This window comes from Actinoplanes sp. L3-i22, assembly GCF_019704555.1.
In the GTDB taxonomy this organism is placed as follows: Bacteria; Actinomycetota; Actinomycetes; order Mycobacteriales; family Micromonosporaceae; genus Actinoplanes.
In genome coordinates this window covers 11,745,242-11,760,189 of sequence record NZ_AP024745.1, presented here as the reverse complement: position 1 = coordinate 11,760,189, position 14,948 = coordinate 11,745,242, and the positions used below count along the sequence as shown (strand labels likewise).

The window sequence follows — 14,948 nt, the reverse complement described above, 5'->3', positions numbered from 1 at the left end:
GCTCCGGGAAACTAGAGCGGCCGGCTCTTCGGGCAGCTGCCTTCCAGCGCTTCCCGGGCGCCGGGGCCGGCTTCGCCGTAAGCGGCGCCGGCTTCGCCGTAGGCGGCGCTGGTGACGCCCTGGGCGTCCAGCGCCTGCTGCAGCTCCCGCGTGGCGTAGTGCGCCCGCGACTTCATCGTGCCGGCCGGCACGCCGAGCGCGGTGGCGACCTCAGCGTGGGTCTGATCCTGGTAGTGCACCAGGATCAGCGCCTCCCGATGCGCCGGCGAGAGTTTCCGCAACGCCCGGATCAGCACCGCCCGGTCCAGTACCGCCTCGTAGAGGTCGTCGGCCGGCGCCCAGACCGCGGTGCTCAGATCGTCGTCGACCTCGGTGGGCCGGGCGGCGTGCCGGCGGGACCAGTCGATGGCCAGGTTGCGGGCGACCCGGGTGAGCCAGGCCTGCGGGGACCGGGCCGCCTTGACCGTGGACAGGTGACGCCACGCGCGGAGCAGGGTCTCCTGAACGATGTCGTCGGCCCGGTGCGGGTCGCCGGGCATCAGCCGGGTCACGTAGCGGCGCAGCGTGGGCGTGCTCTGCGGCACCAGCACCTGTTCGAACCACACCACCGGGTCATCCACAAAGGACACGCTATGCCGATATAACAGTACAAACTAGGTTGTTCACCGGATGAACATTCAGCCGACGGAACCGACCACCGGCACGTCATCGAGCGTCAATCGGAGCAGGTCGTCGGTGGACGGCTCGGAGAGATCCGCCACGCGTTGCGCCTGGTGCTCGGTCATCCGCTGGAAGATCTGCCGCGCGGCGCGCCCGTTGCCGAACCCCTTGTCCCGGTCCTGGCCGACGAAGTACGCCTGCAGCAGCTCCCGCGCGTCGTCGGCGAGCTGGTACTCGTGGTGCGCGCACTGCGACTCGACGATCCCGGTCAGCTCGTCCGCCGAGTAGTCCTCGAACGTCAGCGTCCGGGAGAACCGCGAGGCCAGGCCCGGGTTCGAGGCGATGAACCGGCTCATCTCCTCGGTGTACCCGGCGACGATCACCACCACGTCGTCGCGGTGGTCCTCCATCAGCTTGACCAGGGTGGCGATCGCCTCCTGGCCGAAGTCGTTGGTGTGCCCGGGCGGGACCAGCGAATACGCCTCGTCGATGAAGAGCACCCCGCCGAGCGCCTTGCGGAAGACGGCCTGGGTGCGCGGGCCGGTGTGCCCGACGTACTCCCCGACCATCGCGGTGCGGTCGGCCTCGATCAGGTGGCCGCGCTCCAGCATGCCCATCGCGTGCAGCAACCGGCCGTACAGGCGGGCGACGGTGGTCTTGCCGGTGCCCGGGTTGCCGGCGAAGACCAGGTGGCGGCTCAGCGGCGGCGCGGCCAGGCCGGCGTCCTGCCGACGTCGTACCGTCTGCATGAGTTTGATCTGTGCCCCGACGTCCTGCTTGACCCGGTCCAGGCCGACCAGGGCGTTGAGCTCCGCCAGCAGTTCGGGAAGCTCTTCCTTCTCCGGCGGCGCGTCGGTCGAGGTGCCGCCGGACGGCGAAGACCCGCCGCTGGTCGCGACCGCCTTCACGGTTCCGGCAGGCAGCAGAGATTTCGGTACGTCGGTCAGCCGCACGTCCTCGAAGACCGCCCGGGCGTCGTCGTCCACGTCCACGTCGATCTCGGTGTCCCGGATCCGCGCGCGGATGATCCGCGGGTCGGCCTGCGCTCCGATGTGGATCGCCGGGAACGCGCTGCCGGTGAACGTGCAGTCGGTGAACTCGCCACCCCCGCGCTCGGCGACGAACAGCCCGTTCTTGCCGCCCGCGGTGCACGTGGTGTCCCGCACGGTCGGCTTGGCGCCGGTCCAGACCACGATGCCGGAGCCGCCCGCCCCGTGCACCGAGCACTTCTCCACCGTGCCCGAACTGTCCTGCTCGAAGACGATCCCGGCGGTCCCCGGCCGCTCGATCCGGGTCTCCGTGATCGTGATCGACGCGCCGCCGCTGACCTGCACCCCGGCCCGCTCGGCACCGCTGACCAGGCAATCCGTGACGGTGGCGGGCTGATCCGAGCCGGTGATCACGCCGTTGCGGTTGGCGTCCAGGATCACGCCGGTCATCGTCACCCGCGCGTGCTCGTCGACGCTGAGCCCGGCCAGCCCGCAGCGGTGCACCCGGGCGCCGGTCACCTCGACCCGGCTCTCGCCGATCACGTGCAGGCCGTGCTCGGCGGACGGGCCGAGCCACGCGCCGTCCACGGTCAGCGTGCCGGTCCCGCCGACGTGCACGGCACTGAACTTGGAGTCGCCGACCGACGTCCGGTCCAGCTTCACCGTGCCGCGCTCGGTGACGAAGATGCCGTTGCCGCCCGAGTTACGCACCGTCCCGCCGGTGACGGTGACCGTGGCGTCGCCCCGGCACACCACCCCGGTGGTCGCCGCCCGGTCCACCTCACACCTGGTCAGCACGATCTCGGCGGTCTCGGTCGCGACCGCGCCGGCCCCGGCCACGTCGGTGACCCGGCAGCCGGTCAGCTCGACCCGCGCGGAGCCGGACGCGAGCACCCCGTCGGCGCTGCTCCGCTCGACCGCGCCGTCCCGCATGGTCACCGACGAGGACTCCTCGGCCAGCACCCCGTGCCGGCCGGGCCGGCTGATCGCGCCACGGTCCAGCTCGATCCGCGCGTTGCCGCGGGCCCGCAGGCCGGACCCGGAGACCGCGCCGATCCACGTGTCGGTGACGGTGACCCGGGCGTTGCCGCCGGCCACCACGCCGATCCCGTCCACCTCGGTGATCCGGGAGCGCTTCACGATCACCCGGCTGTCGCCGAGCGCGTAGACCCCGGCCAGGCGCGCGCCGGACAGGTGACTGTCGCGCAGCTCGAGCCGGGCCGTGCCGGTGACCTCGATCCGCCCGCCGCGCAGCTCGCAGCCGTTGACCCGGGCCGTGCCGGACTCCACCTGGAGCAGCGGCTCGTCCGCGTCGGCGCCGGCCAGCACCAGGTCCTCCAGGGTCGCGCCGGCGGTGACCCGGATCGTGTGCCCGGCCAGCCAGACGGTGCCCCGGCCCAGCTCGGCGACGATCCGGACGTCCCGGTCGATCAGGAGCTCCTCCTGATAGACGCCGGCCGCGAGAACGATCGCCTGATCCGGCCGGACGGCCCGGATCGCGGCCGCGATGGTCTGCGCGGCGCCACGCTCCCCGGGCGCGACACGCACGGTCGCCCCGTCCGTGACCACGTCATCCCGCCGCCCGATCCGCACCACATGCTCCCTCGCCGTTCAACGTGTCAATGGATCACGTAAACGGTTTGAGGTGGAGGCCTGGTCGGCATTGGATGAACTTTTCCGGTTCGTCCAGCGAATCTTCAGTCTTTCGAGGCGGCCGTTAGTCAGGTTGCCAGTCTGGTTACCCACCGTCCACTGTGTTTAGCTGGATTTTGTCGCCGCGCATCCACCATCGGGGGCATCTCCCATGACACAAATGGACCTCTTCGGACCCGCCGATGACGGGCCGCCGCCGAAGCCGCCGGGAAATCGACTGACGCGGCTGGAGGTCCTGGTCACGGTGAAAGCGGCGCCCAACCCTTCGGAGAAATATGGCGAGACGGTCTGCGTCGCGGGCCTGAGTACCGATCTGATGAACCCCGGGTGGGTGCGGCTGTACCCGATCAATGTCCGGGCCCTGGACGACGACGAGTCGTTCCGGAAGTACGACCTGATTTCCGTCGACGCCACGCCGGCGGCGCAGGACCAGCGGCGAGAGAGCTGGCGTCCGCGCATGACCTCCATGATCAAAGTCCGCCATCTCAAGCCGTGGAAGCCACGAAGAGCCTGGGTCGACCCGTACGTCGTGGATTCCATGTGTGAGCTCAATCGGGCGGCAATCGAGAATGCCAACGCGAAGTCGCTCGGCCTGGTGCGCCCGCGGGAGGTGGTCGGGATACGGATCAAGCAGCATCCGGGCTGGACTCCGGAGGAGCAGCGAAAGATCGACGGCTACGTCAATCAGCTTGATCTTTTCAGCGAGGAGGAGCGGATTCCGCTGCAGGCCCCTCGTTTCAAGGTGGCATATCGGTACTTCTGCCAGGACACCAAATGCCGGGGTCATGAACAGGGATTACTCGATTGGGAGTTCGTCGCGCTGCAACGACGGCTGCGGCACCTGCCGGACAGCGAACTTGCCGGCGAACTGGAGTCGAAGTTCCTCACGATGATGTGCGACGCCTCGCGAGATGTCGCCTTTTACGTGGGTAACCAGGCGAAACGCGCGCACGTCTTCAGTGTGCTGGGCGTCTATTACCCGGGACGCTAGTTCATGCGCCTCGACAACTCGTGCAGAACGACGTCGCGGTGGCAGTGCGCCTGATCCGCCTCGAAGCAGAGCAGGGCGATCCGCTCATGTCTCGCGGACTCGGCCAGGTCGCTCAAGCAGTCCGCGGCCACCGGCTCATGCAGGATCGAGGCATAGGTTCCGCGCGCCGCCGCGAGTTCAGCCGGTGTGCCGGCGAACCCGGCCCGGTTGGTCTTCGGATTCCCCAGCTGCCGGTAGTGCTCGTAGGCGATGCCGGCGGCGCCGACCGCGAGGCTGAGCGCGGTCTTGCTGAACCCGCGTTTCCGGGAGATCGGGGTCAGTCGGACGTCCACCAGTGTGGACACCCCGAGGCCCTGCAGTTCGGCCACGAAGCCGTTGATGTCCCAGCCCTGGTAGCCGATGCCGATGACCCCGGATGCCGAAACGGTCTGCGTGACAGTCATGGCCATACCTTGCCATGCTGCCGGACGTCGGGAAAGTATGGGCAAGGCATGGTTTGTGACCAATCGCCGAGCGGTCGTGGTGCTCGGGGTTAATCGCCAATTGGATTCACCCTTGTTCCAGGAAAGTCTTCGCCCTACGCTGCGATCAGCAGGAAAGCGCTTTCCTAGGTAACTGGAGGTAACCGTACATGGCCGCGCGCAGATCGATCGGCATCGTGATCAACGGAGTCACCGGCCGGATGGGGTACCGGCAGCACCTGGTCCGTTCCCTGCTCGCCATCCGTGAGCAGGGCGGCGTGGCCCTCCCCGGCGGCGGGCACATCTGGCCCGAGCCCGTCCTGGTCGGCCGCGACCCGGACAAGCTCGCCGGCATCGCCGCCCGGCACGGCCTCACCGAGTGGACCACCGACCTGGACGCCGCGCTCGCCCGGCCGGACACCGAGATCTACTTCGACGCCCAGGTCACCCAGCAGCGGGAGAAGGCGATCCGGCAGGCGATCGCGGCCGGCAAGCACGTCTACACCGAGAAGCCGCTGGCCGAGAGCTCGGCGGCGGCCGAGGAACTGGCCGAGCTGGCCACCACGGCCGGCATCCGCAGCGGCGTCGTGCAGGACAAGCTGTTCCTGCCCGGCCTGCGCAAGCTGAAGCGCCTGATCGACGGCGGCTTCTTCGGCCGGATCCTGTCGGTGCGCGGCGAGTTCGGCTACTGGGTCTTCGAGGGCGACTGGCAGGCCGCCCAGCGTCCGAGCTGGAACTATCGGCTCGCCGACGGCGGCGGCATCGTGATGGACATGTTCCCGCACTGGAACTACGTGCTGGAGGAGCTGTTCGGCGCGGTCCGCGGCGTGCAGACGACGATCGCCACGCACGTGGAGAAGCGGGTCGACGAGCGCGGCGAGGAGTACACCGCGGACGCCGACGACGCCGCCTACGCGATCTTCGAGCTGGAGGGCGGCATCGTCGCCCAGATCAACTCCTCCTGGGCGGTCCGGGTCAACCGCGACGAGCTGGTCGAGTTCCAGGTCGACGGCACGCACGGCAGCGCGGTCGCCGGCCTGCGCGGCTGCAAGATCCAGCACCGGGCCACCACGCCCAAGCCGGTCTGGAACCCGGACCTGCCGGTCACCTTCTCGTTCCGCGACCAGTGGACCGAGGTGCCGGACAACGACGAGTTCGACAACGGTTTCAAGGTCCAGTGGGAGGCGTTCCTCCGGCACGTCGTCGCCGGCGAGTCGTTCCACTGGGACTTCGCCTCTGGTGCCCGCGGCGTCCGCCTCGCCGAGGCCGGCCTGCGGTCCGCCCGCGAGGGCCGCCGGATCGCGCTGGGCGACGTCTGATGGCCGTCGTGCACCTGCCCACCGGCCCGCTGACGCTCTCCGGCGGCGGATCATGGCAAAAACCAAAGGGCCAGATCAAGAGCCGGATTGCGTACGGGGCAGCGCACGTCGTCGCCGATCCGCGCGCCGGCAACGCCCCGGGCGCACCGGCCGCGCTGGACTGGGACGCGACGCTGGCGTTCCGGCAGCATCTCTGGGCACACGGGCTCGGGGTGGCCGAGGCGATGGACACCGCACAGCGGGGGATGGGTCTCGACTACACCGCGACCAGGGAGTTGATCCAGCGCAGCGCGGCCGCGGCGCGGGCGGCCGGCGGTCGGATCGTGGCCGGTGTCGCCACCGACCAGCTGGCGCCCGGATCGGCCACACTCGACCAGATCGCGTCCGCCTACCGTGATCAACTTGCCGATGTCCTGAGCGCGGGCGCCGCGCCGGTTCTGATGTGCAGCCGGCACCTCGCCGCGACAGCGCGGGACTCGGATGACTATCTGACGATTTACCGTTCGTTGTTGGAAATCTCGGACAAGCCGGTCGTGCTGCACTGGCTCGGCACCGCCTTCGACCCCGCACTCGAGGGCTACTGGGGTTCGTCCGACGTGGACAAGGCGACCGAGACGGTCCTCGAACTGATCAACTCGAACCCGGCGAAGGTCGACGGCATCAAGGTCTCGCTGCTCGACGCCGACCACGAGATCCGCCTGCGCCGCCGCCTCCCGGCCGGCGTCCGGCTCTACACCGGCGACGACTTCAACTACCCGCAGCTGATCCGCGGCGACGAGCACGGCCACTCCGACGCGCTGCTCGGCATCTTCGCCGCGATCGCCCCGGCCGCCGCGGCCGCGTTCGCCGCCCTGGACGCCGGTGACCTGGAGTCCTACGACCGGATCTTCGCCCCGACGGTCCCGCTGTCCCGGCACATCTTCGAGAAGCCGACGTTCTACTACAAGACCGGCATCGTCTTCCTCGCCTGGCTGGCCGGCCACCAGTCGCACTTCACCATGGTCGGCGGCCTGCAGTCGGGCCGCTCGGTGCCGCACTTCGCCCGCCTGATCGAGCTCGCCGACGCCGCCGGGCTGCTCACCGACCCCGACCTGGCCGCGCACCGGGCGAACCGATTCTTCGAGGTGATGGCCGGATGAGCCGCTTCTCCTTCAACCAGATCACCGCCAAGCTCTGGGATCTGCCGGAGATGGTCGCCGGCTGCGTCGCGGCCGGGGTCGACCAGGTCGCGCTCTGGCGCGAGCCGGTCGCCGAGTACGGCCTGGAGCGCTCCGCCGCCCTGGTCCGGGACGCCGGCCTGACCGTGACCACGCTCTGCCGCAGCGGTTTCTTCCAACTGCCCGATTGGTACGACGACAACCGCCGGGCGATCGACGAGGCCGCCGCGCTGAACACGCCGGTGCTTGTCCTGGTCTCCGGGGGCCTGCCGGACGGCTCGAAGGACCTGGCCGGCGCGCGGCAGCACGTGGCCGACGCGATCGGGCGGCTGGCGCCGTACGCGGCCGCCGCCGGGGTGACCCTGGCGATCGAGCCGCTGCACCCGATGTACGCCGCCGACCGCTGCGTGATCAGCACCTGGGACCAGGCCATGGCGATCGCCGGGCAGCACCCGGTCGGCCAGGTCGGGGTCACCGTGGACACCTATCACCTGTGGTGGGACGACACGGTGCTCGACAAGATCGCCGGGGCCGGGGAGCGGATCGCGATCTACCAGCTCGCCGACTGGATCACGCCGCTGCCGGCCGGGGTGCTGACCGGGCGCGGGCTGCCCGGCGACGGGTGCGTGGACATGCGGGCCTTCCACGAGGCGGTGGACAAGGCCGGCTACACCGGGCCGATCGAGGTCGAGGTGATGAACGCCGACCTGTGGGCGCGACCCGGGCGAGAGGTGCTGGACGCGACGCTCACGGCGTACCGAAGCGTGTTTTGATCCTTTGATCTTCGCCCGGGTTATTTCGGGGGGAGTGAGCTCGCGAAGTCGAGGCCGGCCCGCAGCCAGCGGGCCAGGCCCTCGTCGTCGAGGCGGTCGCCGTCGACGACGATCCAGTTCTTCATCGGGCGGCCGGTGAAGTCGAAGGCGCGGATGCCCGGCTCGGTCAGCGCGGCCAGCCCGGCCTCCGCGCCGAGCCGCACGATCAGGTCGTCACCCATCACGCCGACGGCCATGTTGCCGTGGATCATGAAGGTGATCCCGCCGAACATCCGCTTGTCGGTCACGCCGTCCACGTCCTGGAATCCGTCCCGGATCCGGTCCGCGAGCGCCTCGTCGAAGGCCATGCGACAAACGTACGGCAGAATGCCGGATGTGACGCACGCCACTCCGCTTCGAGAACCGTAAGCGAGATGCCAACGTCTTGCCTGACGTGAGACGAAGTCTGGACGCGGCCGACGAGGCAGAGCTCGTCCGCCGCACCGCCACCGGCGACCGGCGCGCCTTCGACGAGCTCTATCGGCGTACCTCGCCGTGGCTCGCCGTCCGGCTGCGGCGGCGATGCACCGACGACGACGTGGTCGCCGACGTCATGCAGGAGACCTATCTGGCCGTCTGGCGCGCGGCCGGTGACTTCGCCGGCTCGACGGCGGCCGGCAGCGCGGTCGGCTGGCTCTGGACGATCGCCGCCAACCGGCTGGTCGACGCGTTCCGCCGGCGGGCCCGGCAGCGCGAGTTGCCGGCCACGTTGGCGGTGACCGCCGCCCCCGCCGCGGAGGACGAGGTGCTCGCCGGCCACGTCGGCCACGAGCTGGAGCAGGCGCTGCTCACCCTCCCCGCCGAGGTGCGGCAGGTGCTGCGCGCGATGGTTCTTGACGGCCTCTCCGTGCGGGAGACGTCACTGCTGCTGGGTGTGCCCGAGGGCACCGTGAAATCCCGGGCGCGGCGGGCCCGGCTCGCTCTCCGGGAGGCGCTGTCATGACCGGTCACCCCAGTCCCACGGTGATCTCGCGGTATGCCGACGGCGACGAGCTCGACGAGGCCACCCTCTGGTCGGTCGAGGTGCACCTCGAGGAGTGCGCGGATTGTCGCGCCCGGCTGGCCGGCAGCGCGCCGGAGGAGGTCCTGACCCTGCTCGCCCGGGTGAGCGACGGGGTGGATCAGGGCGTCACCGCCGGTCCCGCGCCGGTCCGCGAGCGGCGCCACTGGTCGGCGGCCCGGAACCGCTGGCTGGTCTGGCAACTGATCCCGTGGCTGACCATGACGGCCGCGGTCCTGCTGGTCGCGGTGACGCTGCAGGCGCTGGAGCCCAGCCTGCCGTCGCTGGTGCTGCTGCTGGCGCCGGTGGCGCCGCTGCCCGGGGTGGCGGTCGCGTGGAGCCGGGGCAGCGACCCGGCCTGGGAGCTGATCGCCAGCACCCCCACGGCCGGCCTGCCGCTGCTGCTGCGCCGGACGGTGACCGTGCTCCTGGTGGTCATCCCGATGCTCGGGCTGGCCACCGACCGGACCGGCGTCTCACTGGCCCTGGCGCTGCTGCCGTGCCTGGCCTTCACCACCACCACCCTCGCCCTGGGCGCGCTCGTCGGGGTGCGCCTGGCCGCCCTCGGCCTGGCGGCCGCGTGGGGGCTCGTGGTGGCCCTTCCGGCGGTGTTCACCGCCCACCTCCCGGTCGTGCTTCAGCCGGGCAGTCTCGGCGTCTGGGCGTTCATCGCGGTTGCCTCGGCAGCCTTCGCGATGACCCGCGCCGACCGCTTTCTCAGGAGGAGATGACATATGCGTACGGTGAGCGCGGCGGAGACCGCCCCCACCATCCATCCGTGGGTGGTGCAGGCCGAGGGCCTTCGCGTCCGGGCCGGCCGGCACCTGGCCGTCGACGGGCTCGACCTGACGCTCGGCACCGGCGTGCACGGCCTGCTCGGGCCGAACGGCGCCGGCAAGACGACGCTGATGCGCGCGCTGGCCACCGTGCTGGAGCCGGCCGGCGGCAAGCTGACCCTGCTCGGCGAGCCGGTGGACGGCCGGGCCGACCTGCGCCGGGTGCGCCGCGGGCTGGGCTATCTGCCGCAGGCGTTCGGGTTCTACCCGAGGTTCACGGTCCGCGAGTTCGTGGAGTACATGGCCTGGCTCAAGGAGATGCCGAAATCCGCGGTGCCGGGCGCCGTCCAGCGGGCGATCGAGCGGGTCGGCCTGGCCGACCGGGCCGGCTCGCGGATGAAGACGCTGTCCGGCGGCATGCTGCGCCGGGCCGGCATCGCCCAGGCGATCGTCAACGACCCCGCGGTGCTGCTGCTGGACGAGCCGACCGTCGGCCTCGACCCGGAGCAGCGCCTCGACTTCCGTGAGCTGCTCCGCGACCTGGGCGTCGACAGCTGCGTCCTGGTCTCCACCCACCTGGTCGAGGACGTGGTGGCCGCCTGCACCGACGTGGTGATGATCAACGAGGGCCGGCTGGTCTTCCAGGGCACGCCGGACACCCTGATCGCGCAGGGCAGCGAGACCGACGCCGGCGACAGTCCCGCCGAGCGGGGCTACTCCGCGCTGCTGCGCCGCCATCGGGCGGAGGCGGCCCGATGACCCGGATGCTGGGCCTGGAGCTCCGTCGCTCGGCGGCGCTCGGCGCCGCCCTGATCCTGCTGGTCGTCGGCGTCGCGCTGCTCTACCTGGTCGACGAGTCCGAGTGGTCCACCGGCTGGCTGCAGCTGGTCATGACCCAGCGGCTCTACCTGGCGCTGCTGTGGCCGCTGGCGCTGGCCGCCGGCGCCTGGCAGGGCCGCCGGGAGAAGCAGTCGAACGTGCTGGAGCTGTTCGCGACCACCCCGCGGCCCCGCGCCCAGCGGGCGGTCCCGACGCTCGGGGCGATGGCCCTGGCCATCGTCGGCGGCTACCTGCTGATGGGCGTCGCCGGCGCGGTGCGGATCTTCAGCACCGCCAGCTACCTGCCGGCGGCCGTCCTGACGGTCACCGCGGTCGGCGCGCTCGCGCTGGTCGCGGCGGCCTGGGTCGGCCTGGCCGTCGGCCGCCTGCTGCCGTGGCTGGTGACCGCGCCCCTGCTGGCCGTGGCCGGTCTCGGGCTGCTGCTGTCCATCCCCGCGGCCACCCGGCCGAAGGGCTGGCTGTCGATGGTCTTCTCGCCGATCGACGAGATGAACATGCCGGACGCCTACACGACCGTCCCGGTGCAGATCAGCGCCTCGCAGGCGATCTGGATGACCGCGCTCGCGGTCGCCGGGCTGCTGCTGTTCGCCGCCGACGGCCCGCGGACCAGGCTGGCGGCGCTGCTGCCGATCGCGCTCGGCGCCGCGCTGGCCGTCACCGTCATGCCGCACCAGAACCGACTCGTCGTCGACTCCGTCGACCTGGCGGCGAAAGAGTTGGTCTGCGCGCCGGACGAGCCGCGGGTCTGCGTCAGCCGGGTGCACGAGGGGCTGCTGCCCGAGGTGTTGCCGCAGGCCCGGGCGGCGCTGACGATCCTGGCGAAGCTGCCGGGCACACCGACCCGGGTGCACGAGGACAACAGCACCTACCTGCCGCTCGTCCCGGCGCCGCGCTCGGCCGACGTCGCGCTGGTCCCGATCGACACCGGGAAGACCGGCGACCTGACGCCGAGGATCGTGATCGCCGCGTTCGCCCGGCCCTACGAGTGCGAGACCGGCCCGGACTGGACCGACTCCATCGCGGCGGCGTATTGGTTGATCGGACGGGAGCCGGTCGCCGACGAACCGGACATCGCCGCCGACGCCGTGGCCCGCTGGCAGGCTCTCCGCAATCTGCCCGCCGACCAGGCGAAAGCCAAGGTCATCGCGGTTCGCGACGCGGCGCTGGGGTGCAACTGATGCGATGGCTCGTGCTCTACCTGCGGTCCCGGCGCGCGCCAGCGGCGCTGGCCCTGACGGCGGGGTGTGCGGTGCTCATGTCGGCGCTGTGGGCGGTCGCCTCCAACAGCCGTGACGTCGGCGTCCCGATGGTGATCCTGACCGTCCTGCTGATGGTGGCCGCACTGACCGCGACGCTGGTCAGCCCGGACGCCGAGCTCGACCGGACGGCGGCGCTCCCCTGGGCGCCGCGCCGGGCCGCGCACCTGCTGGCCGCGATGCTGATCGTGACCGGGCTGCTGGCGGTCACGCTGGTCACTCCGGCCCGCTTCAGTCCCGCACTGCTGGTGGTGCGGGACGCGGCGGGGCTGCTGGGGCTGACCGCGCTCGGAGCCGCGGTGCTCAGCCCGGCTCGGGCTTGGTTCGTGCCGCTGGGCTGGACCCTCGCCGCATTGCTGTACTCCCGCTCGGAGAGTCGGCTCGGGCAGATCCTCACCTGGCAGTCCCAGGACCCGCATTCCGGCCCGGCCGCGGTAGCCGCGCTGGTGCTGGCGGTTGGTGGCCTCATCGTTTACGCGCTGGTCGGCCCACCACGGCGAGCCGCCGCCGAGGCCGCGGTCTAGTCGCCCGAAGCCGCGCTTCGGTCCGGCCCCGGATGGGTTTGGGCCGGAGCGCGGTGGATCCGGTGTCTCGTGAGATATGAATCAAAGCGTGACTTCCTATGCAGCCGCGTCCACCCGCTACGACGCCATGGAGTACCGCCGCACCGGGCGCAGCGGCCTGAAACTGCCCGCGATCTCGCTGGGGCTGTGGCACAACTTCGGCGACGACAAGCCGATCGAGACTCAGCGTGCGGTGCTGCGCCGCGCGTTCGACCTCGGTGTCACGCACTTCGACCTGGCGAACAACTACGGCCCGCCGTATGGCTCGGCCGAGGTCAACTTCGGTCGGTTGCTGGCCGAGGACCTCCGGCCGTACCGGGACGAGCTGGTCATCTCGACCAAGGCCGGTTACGACATGTGGCCCGGTCCCTACGGTGACCACGGCTCCCGGAAGTATCTGACCGCGTCCCTCGACCAGTCCCTGCAGCGGATGGGTCTGGACTATGTGGACATCTTCTACTCGCACCGCTTCGACCCGGAGACTCCGCTCGAGGAGACCATGGGCGCGCTGGATACGGCGGTGCGGGCCGGTAAGGCGCTCTACGTCGGCATCTCGTCCTACTCGCCGGCGAAGACCGCGGAGGCCGCCGCGATCCTTCGCGACCTGGGCACGCCGCTGCTGATCCACCAGCCGTCGTACTCGATGCTGAACCGCTGGATCGAGGACGACCTGCTCGGCGTGCTGGAGCAGGAGGGCGCCGGCTGCATCGGCTTCTCCCCGCTGGCCCAGGGCATGCTGACCGACCGCTACCTGAAGGGCATCCCGGAGGGCTCGCGGGCCGGCGAGCAGAAGTCGCTCACCCCGGACTGGCTGAACGACGAGAACCTGGGCAAGATCCGGGCGCTGAACGCGATCGCCGAGCGGCGCGGCCAGAGCCTGGCCCAGCTGGCGATCGCCTGGTCGCTGCGGGATCCGCGGATGACGTCGGTGGTGCTCGGCGCGAGCAGCGTGACCCAGCTGGAGAACAACCTGGCCGCGCTGAACAACACCGCGTTCACCGCGGACGAGCTGGCCGAAATCGACAAGTACGCGACCGAGTCCGGCATCAACCTGTGGGCAAACTCAAGCGCCTCCTGACGGCGCCTCCTGACGGTGCCTCCTGACGGTGCCTCCTGACGGTGCCTCCTGACGGTGCCTCCTGACGGTGCCTCCTGACGGTGCCTCCTGAAGCGGCGCCTGGAAAGCGCCAAAGCGCCAAAGCGCGGGGCGTTGCGCGGAAGCGCCGGGTGTTGCGCGAAAGCGGAAGCGGAAGCGCGGAAGTGCCGGACGCTGCGCGGAAGCGGAAGCGGAAGCGCGGAAGTGCCGGACGCTGCGCGGAAGCGGAAGCGGAAGCGGAAGCGGAAGCGGAAGCGTCAGGCGCTGCGCGGGACCATCGAATATCCGTAACGGTGCAGCAGGGGCAGCGCCATCGCGGTCGCCGCCAGTCGGGGACCGAGCGCCTGCTCCTGCCGCCACCGCTCGTCGGCCCGCAGCGTGACATCGCCGGTCCGGAACCGGCTGGGGTTGCCGGAGACGGTGTGGTTCGGCGCCAGTCGCACGGTGGCGTCGTCCAGGAACGGCCCGCCCCCGGCGTCCACGCCGGCGAAGTCGAGCAGGCCCTCGATCACGTGCCGCGGCGCGGCGGCGAAGTCCTCGTAGCGCAGCCGCTGGTAGCGATGCGGGTACGACTTCGCCAGCCGCTCCGCGAACGCGTTCCAGACCAGCCAGTGCATGGTGCTCTCGGCCGGCTGGTGCCGCCGCATCACGGCCGGTTTCGCCCGGTCGGGCTGCACGGTGCGCCGCATCCACGAGTGCGTGACCGCGCGCGGGTCACGGACCATGTGCAGCAGGTACGGCTCCACCCCACGCATCCGCGGCAGCAGCGCGGCCCCGGACGGCACCTTCGACGAGTCGACGATCAGCGCGGCCCCGGTGACCTCGGCGATCGAGTGGTAGAGCCGGGTCAGCACCTTCCGGTACTCCTCGGCACCGGCGCTGAGCGGGTCGCCGATCAGCGCCGGTGTGCTGCGCACCCGGGCCACCTGTCGTTGCAGGTCACTGATCCGCCGCGGGTCGGGCCGGTCGTCGCCGTACGCGTGGTCGAGGATCTCCCGCCACAGCCGGCACCGGTCGACCGGCAGGTCACATCCGCACTTGCGACCCTGGACCAGCCCGCGCCGCCACAGGTAGTAGAGCTCTCCGGTGGAGAACACCGAGTCGTACGAGTTCAGGATGTTGTCGACGATCGTCGTTCCGCTGCGACCCCACCCGGCTATGTACAGAACCTTTACCGACATGTGAACGGATGCTTCGGTGATCGGCTGGGCGCACGCTGTGCGAGGACTGTCCGGACGTTCTGAACGCCGCGTAACTCGTACAAGATGTCGGTTTTCGGCTTTTTGAAAGAAACCCTGGTCCGATGTGGTGCGATACAGGCCACAGTGACGCCGGACCGTGATCTTCGACGCTTACGTTTCCGGCAACGCTGGAC

15 protein-coding genes are annotated in these 14,948 nt (G+C 70.7%); 10 read left to right on the top strand and 5 right to left on the bottom strand.

The window, feature by feature from the left end:
* Window positions 1-11: 11 nt before the first annotated feature.
* Together L3i22_RS52240 and L3i22_RS52235 are read right to left on the bottom strand one after the other, a co-directional pair.
* Complete coding sequence (locus L3i22_RS52240; protein WP_255657801.1) at window positions 12-620, bottom strand: sigma-70 family RNA polymerase sigma factor; 609 nt, start codon at window positions 618-620, stop codon at window positions 12-14.
* 57 nt (window positions 621-677) lie between these two features.
* On the bottom strand, window positions 678-3,242 hold the full coding sequence (locus L3i22_RS52235) for a right-handed parallel beta-helix repeat-containing protein (protein ID WP_221324784.1): 2,565 nt from the start codon (window positions 3,240-3,242) through the stop codon (window positions 678-680).
* 220 nt (window positions 3,243-3,462) lie between these two features.
* Here L3i22_RS52235 and L3i22_RS52230 point away from each other — a divergent pair, with 220 nt between their 5' ends.
* Window positions 3,463-4,293, top strand: a complete 831-nt coding sequence (locus tag L3i22_RS52230) for a hypothetical protein (protein ID WP_255657800.1) — start codon at window positions 3,463-3,465, stop codon at window positions 4,291-4,293.
* On the opposite strand, the gene L3i22_RS52225 is transcribed toward L3i22_RS52230, so the two are convergent.
* Window positions 4,290-4,736 carry a DUF488 family protein gene (locus L3i22_RS52225; protein WP_221324782.1) on the bottom strand — a complete coding sequence of 149 codons (447 nt, stop codon included), beginning with the start codon at window positions 4,734-4,736 and terminating at the stop codon, window positions 4,290-4,292. The genes L3i22_RS52230 and L3i22_RS52225 overlap by 4 nt on opposite strands.
* Window positions 4,737-4,924: 188 nt before the next feature.
* Between L3i22_RS52225 and L3i22_RS52220 the strand changes: the two genes are divergently transcribed.
* From L3i22_RS52220 to L3i22_RS52210, 3 genes are read left to right on the top strand one after another with little or no spacing between them, the layout of a single operon-like run.
* On the top strand, window positions 4,925-6,073 hold the full coding sequence (locus L3i22_RS52220; protein WP_221324781.1) for a Gfo/Idh/MocA family protein: 1,149 nt from the start codon (window positions 4,925-4,927) through the stop codon (window positions 6,071-6,073).
* Window positions 6,073-7,212 (top strand): dihydrodipicolinate synthase family protein, encoded by a 1,140-nt coding sequence (locus L3i22_RS52215; RefSeq protein WP_221324780.1) that lies wholly within the window; start codon window positions 6,073-6,075, stop codon window positions 7,210-7,212. The genes L3i22_RS52220 and L3i22_RS52215 overlap by 1 nt, the downstream gene beginning before the upstream one ends.
* Window positions 7,209-8,003 carry a sugar phosphate isomerase/epimerase gene (locus tag L3i22_RS52210; protein ID WP_221324779.1) on the top strand — a complete coding sequence of 265 codons (795 nt, stop codon included), beginning with the start codon at window positions 7,209-7,211 and terminating at the stop codon, window positions 8,001-8,003. The genes L3i22_RS52215 and L3i22_RS52210 overlap by 4 nt, the downstream gene beginning before the upstream one ends.
* A 20-nt stretch (window positions 8,004-8,023) precedes the next feature.
* On the opposite strand, the gene L3i22_RS52205 is transcribed toward L3i22_RS52210, so the two are convergent.
* Window positions 8,024-8,350, bottom strand: a complete 327-nt coding sequence (locus L3i22_RS52205; RefSeq protein WP_221324778.1) for a TfoX/Sxy family protein — start codon at window positions 8,348-8,350, stop codon at window positions 8,024-8,026.
* Window positions 8,351-8,436: 86 nt separating this feature from the next.
* Here L3i22_RS52205 and L3i22_RS52200 point away from each other — a divergent pair, with 86 nt between their 5' ends.
* The 6 genes from L3i22_RS52200 (at window position 8,437) to mgrA (ending at window position 13,555) form a co-directional block, all read left to right on the top strand.
* Window positions 8,437-8,985, top strand: a complete 549-nt coding sequence (locus tag L3i22_RS52200) for an RNA polymerase sigma factor (RefSeq protein WP_221324777.1) — start codon at window positions 8,437-8,439, stop codon at window positions 8,983-8,985.
* On the top strand, window positions 8,982-9,773 hold the full coding sequence (locus tag L3i22_RS52195; protein ID WP_221324776.1) for a zf-HC2 domain-containing protein: 792 nt from the start codon (window positions 8,982-8,984) through the stop codon (window positions 9,771-9,773). The genes L3i22_RS52200 and L3i22_RS52195 overlap by 4 nt, the downstream gene beginning before the upstream one ends.
* 3 nt (window positions 9,774-9,776) lie before the next feature.
* Window positions 9,777-10,577, top strand: a complete 801-nt coding sequence (locus L3i22_RS52190; RefSeq protein WP_221324775.1) for an ABC transporter ATP-binding protein — start codon at window positions 9,777-9,779, stop codon at window positions 10,575-10,577.
* Window positions 10,574-11,836, top strand: a complete 1,263-nt coding sequence (locus L3i22_RS52185; RefSeq protein ID WP_221324774.1) for a hypothetical protein — start codon at window positions 10,574-10,576, stop codon at window positions 11,834-11,836. The genes L3i22_RS52190 and L3i22_RS52185 overlap by 4 nt, the downstream gene beginning before the upstream one ends.
* A complete protein-coding gene (locus tag L3i22_RS52180) occupies window positions 11,836-12,438 on the top strand; it encodes a hypothetical protein (protein WP_221324773.1) in 603 nt (200 codons plus the stop codon). Before L3i22_RS52185 ends, L3i22_RS52180 begins: the two co-directional genes overlap by 1 nt.
* Before the next feature lie 127 nt (window positions 12,439-12,565).
* A complete protein-coding gene (mgrA, locus tag L3i22_RS52175; RefSeq protein ID WP_370644591.1) occupies window positions 12,566-13,555 on the top strand; it encodes an L-glyceraldehyde 3-phosphate reductase in 990 nt (329 codons plus the stop codon).
* A 275-nt stretch (window positions 13,556-13,830) separates the two neighbouring features.
* On the opposite strand, the gene L3i22_RS52170 is transcribed toward mgrA, so the two are convergent.
* Window positions 13,831-14,754: a sulfotransferase gene (locus L3i22_RS52170; RefSeq protein WP_221324771.1), complete on the bottom strand. Its 924-nt coding sequence runs from the start codon at window positions 14,752-14,754 to the stop codon at window positions 13,831-13,833.
* Between the last annotated feature and the right edge of the window lie 194 nt (window positions 14,755-14,948).

Excerpts from the sequence above, each read along its gene's own strand:
- L3i22_RS52230 (WP_255657800.1), top strand. The coding sequence starts at position 3,463 with ATGGACCTCTTCGGACCCGCCGATGACGGGCCGCCGCCGAAGCCGCCG.
- L3i22_RS52225 (WP_221324782.1), bottom strand. The coding sequence starts at position 4,736 with ATGACTGTCACGCAGACCGTTTCGGCATCCGGGGTCATCGGCATCGGC.
- L3i22_RS52220 (WP_221324781.1), top strand. The coding sequence starts at position 4,925 with ATGGCCGCGCGCAGATCGATCGGCATCGTGATCAACGGAGTCACCGGC.
- L3i22_RS52215 (WP_221324780.1), top strand. The coding sequence starts at position 6,073 with ATGGCCGTCGTGCACCTGCCCACCGGCCCGCTGACGCTCTCCGGCGGC.
- L3i22_RS52210 (WP_221324779.1), top strand. The coding sequence starts at position 7,209 with ATGAGCCGCTTCTCCTTCAACCAGATCACCGCCAAGCTCTGGGATCTG.
- L3i22_RS52205 (WP_221324778.1), bottom strand. The coding sequence starts at position 8,350 with ATGGCCTTCGACGAGGCGCTCGCGGACCGGATCCGGGACGGATTCCAG.
- L3i22_RS52195 (WP_221324776.1), top strand. The coding sequence starts at position 8,982 with ATGACCGGTCACCCCAGTCCCACGGTGATCTCGCGGTATGCCGACGGC.
- L3i22_RS52190 (WP_221324775.1), top strand. The coding sequence starts at position 9,777 with ATGCGTACGGTGAGCGCGGCGGAGACCGCCCCCACCATCCATCCGTGG.
- L3i22_RS52185 (WP_221324774.1), top strand. The coding sequence starts at position 10,574 with ATGACCCGGATGCTGGGCCTGGAGCTCCGTCGCTCGGCGGCGCTCGGC.
- L3i22_RS52180 (WP_221324773.1), top strand. The coding sequence starts at position 11,836 with ATGCGATGGCTCGTGCTCTACCTGCGGTCCCGGCGCGCGCCAGCGGCG.
- mgrA (WP_370644591.1), top strand. The coding sequence starts at position 12,566 with ATGGAGTACCGCCGCACCGGGCGCAGCGGCCTGAAACTGCCCGCGATC.
- L3i22_RS52170 (WP_221324771.1), bottom strand. The coding sequence starts at position 14,754 with ATGTCGGTAAAGGTTCTGTACATAGCCGGGTGGGGTCGCAGCGGAACG.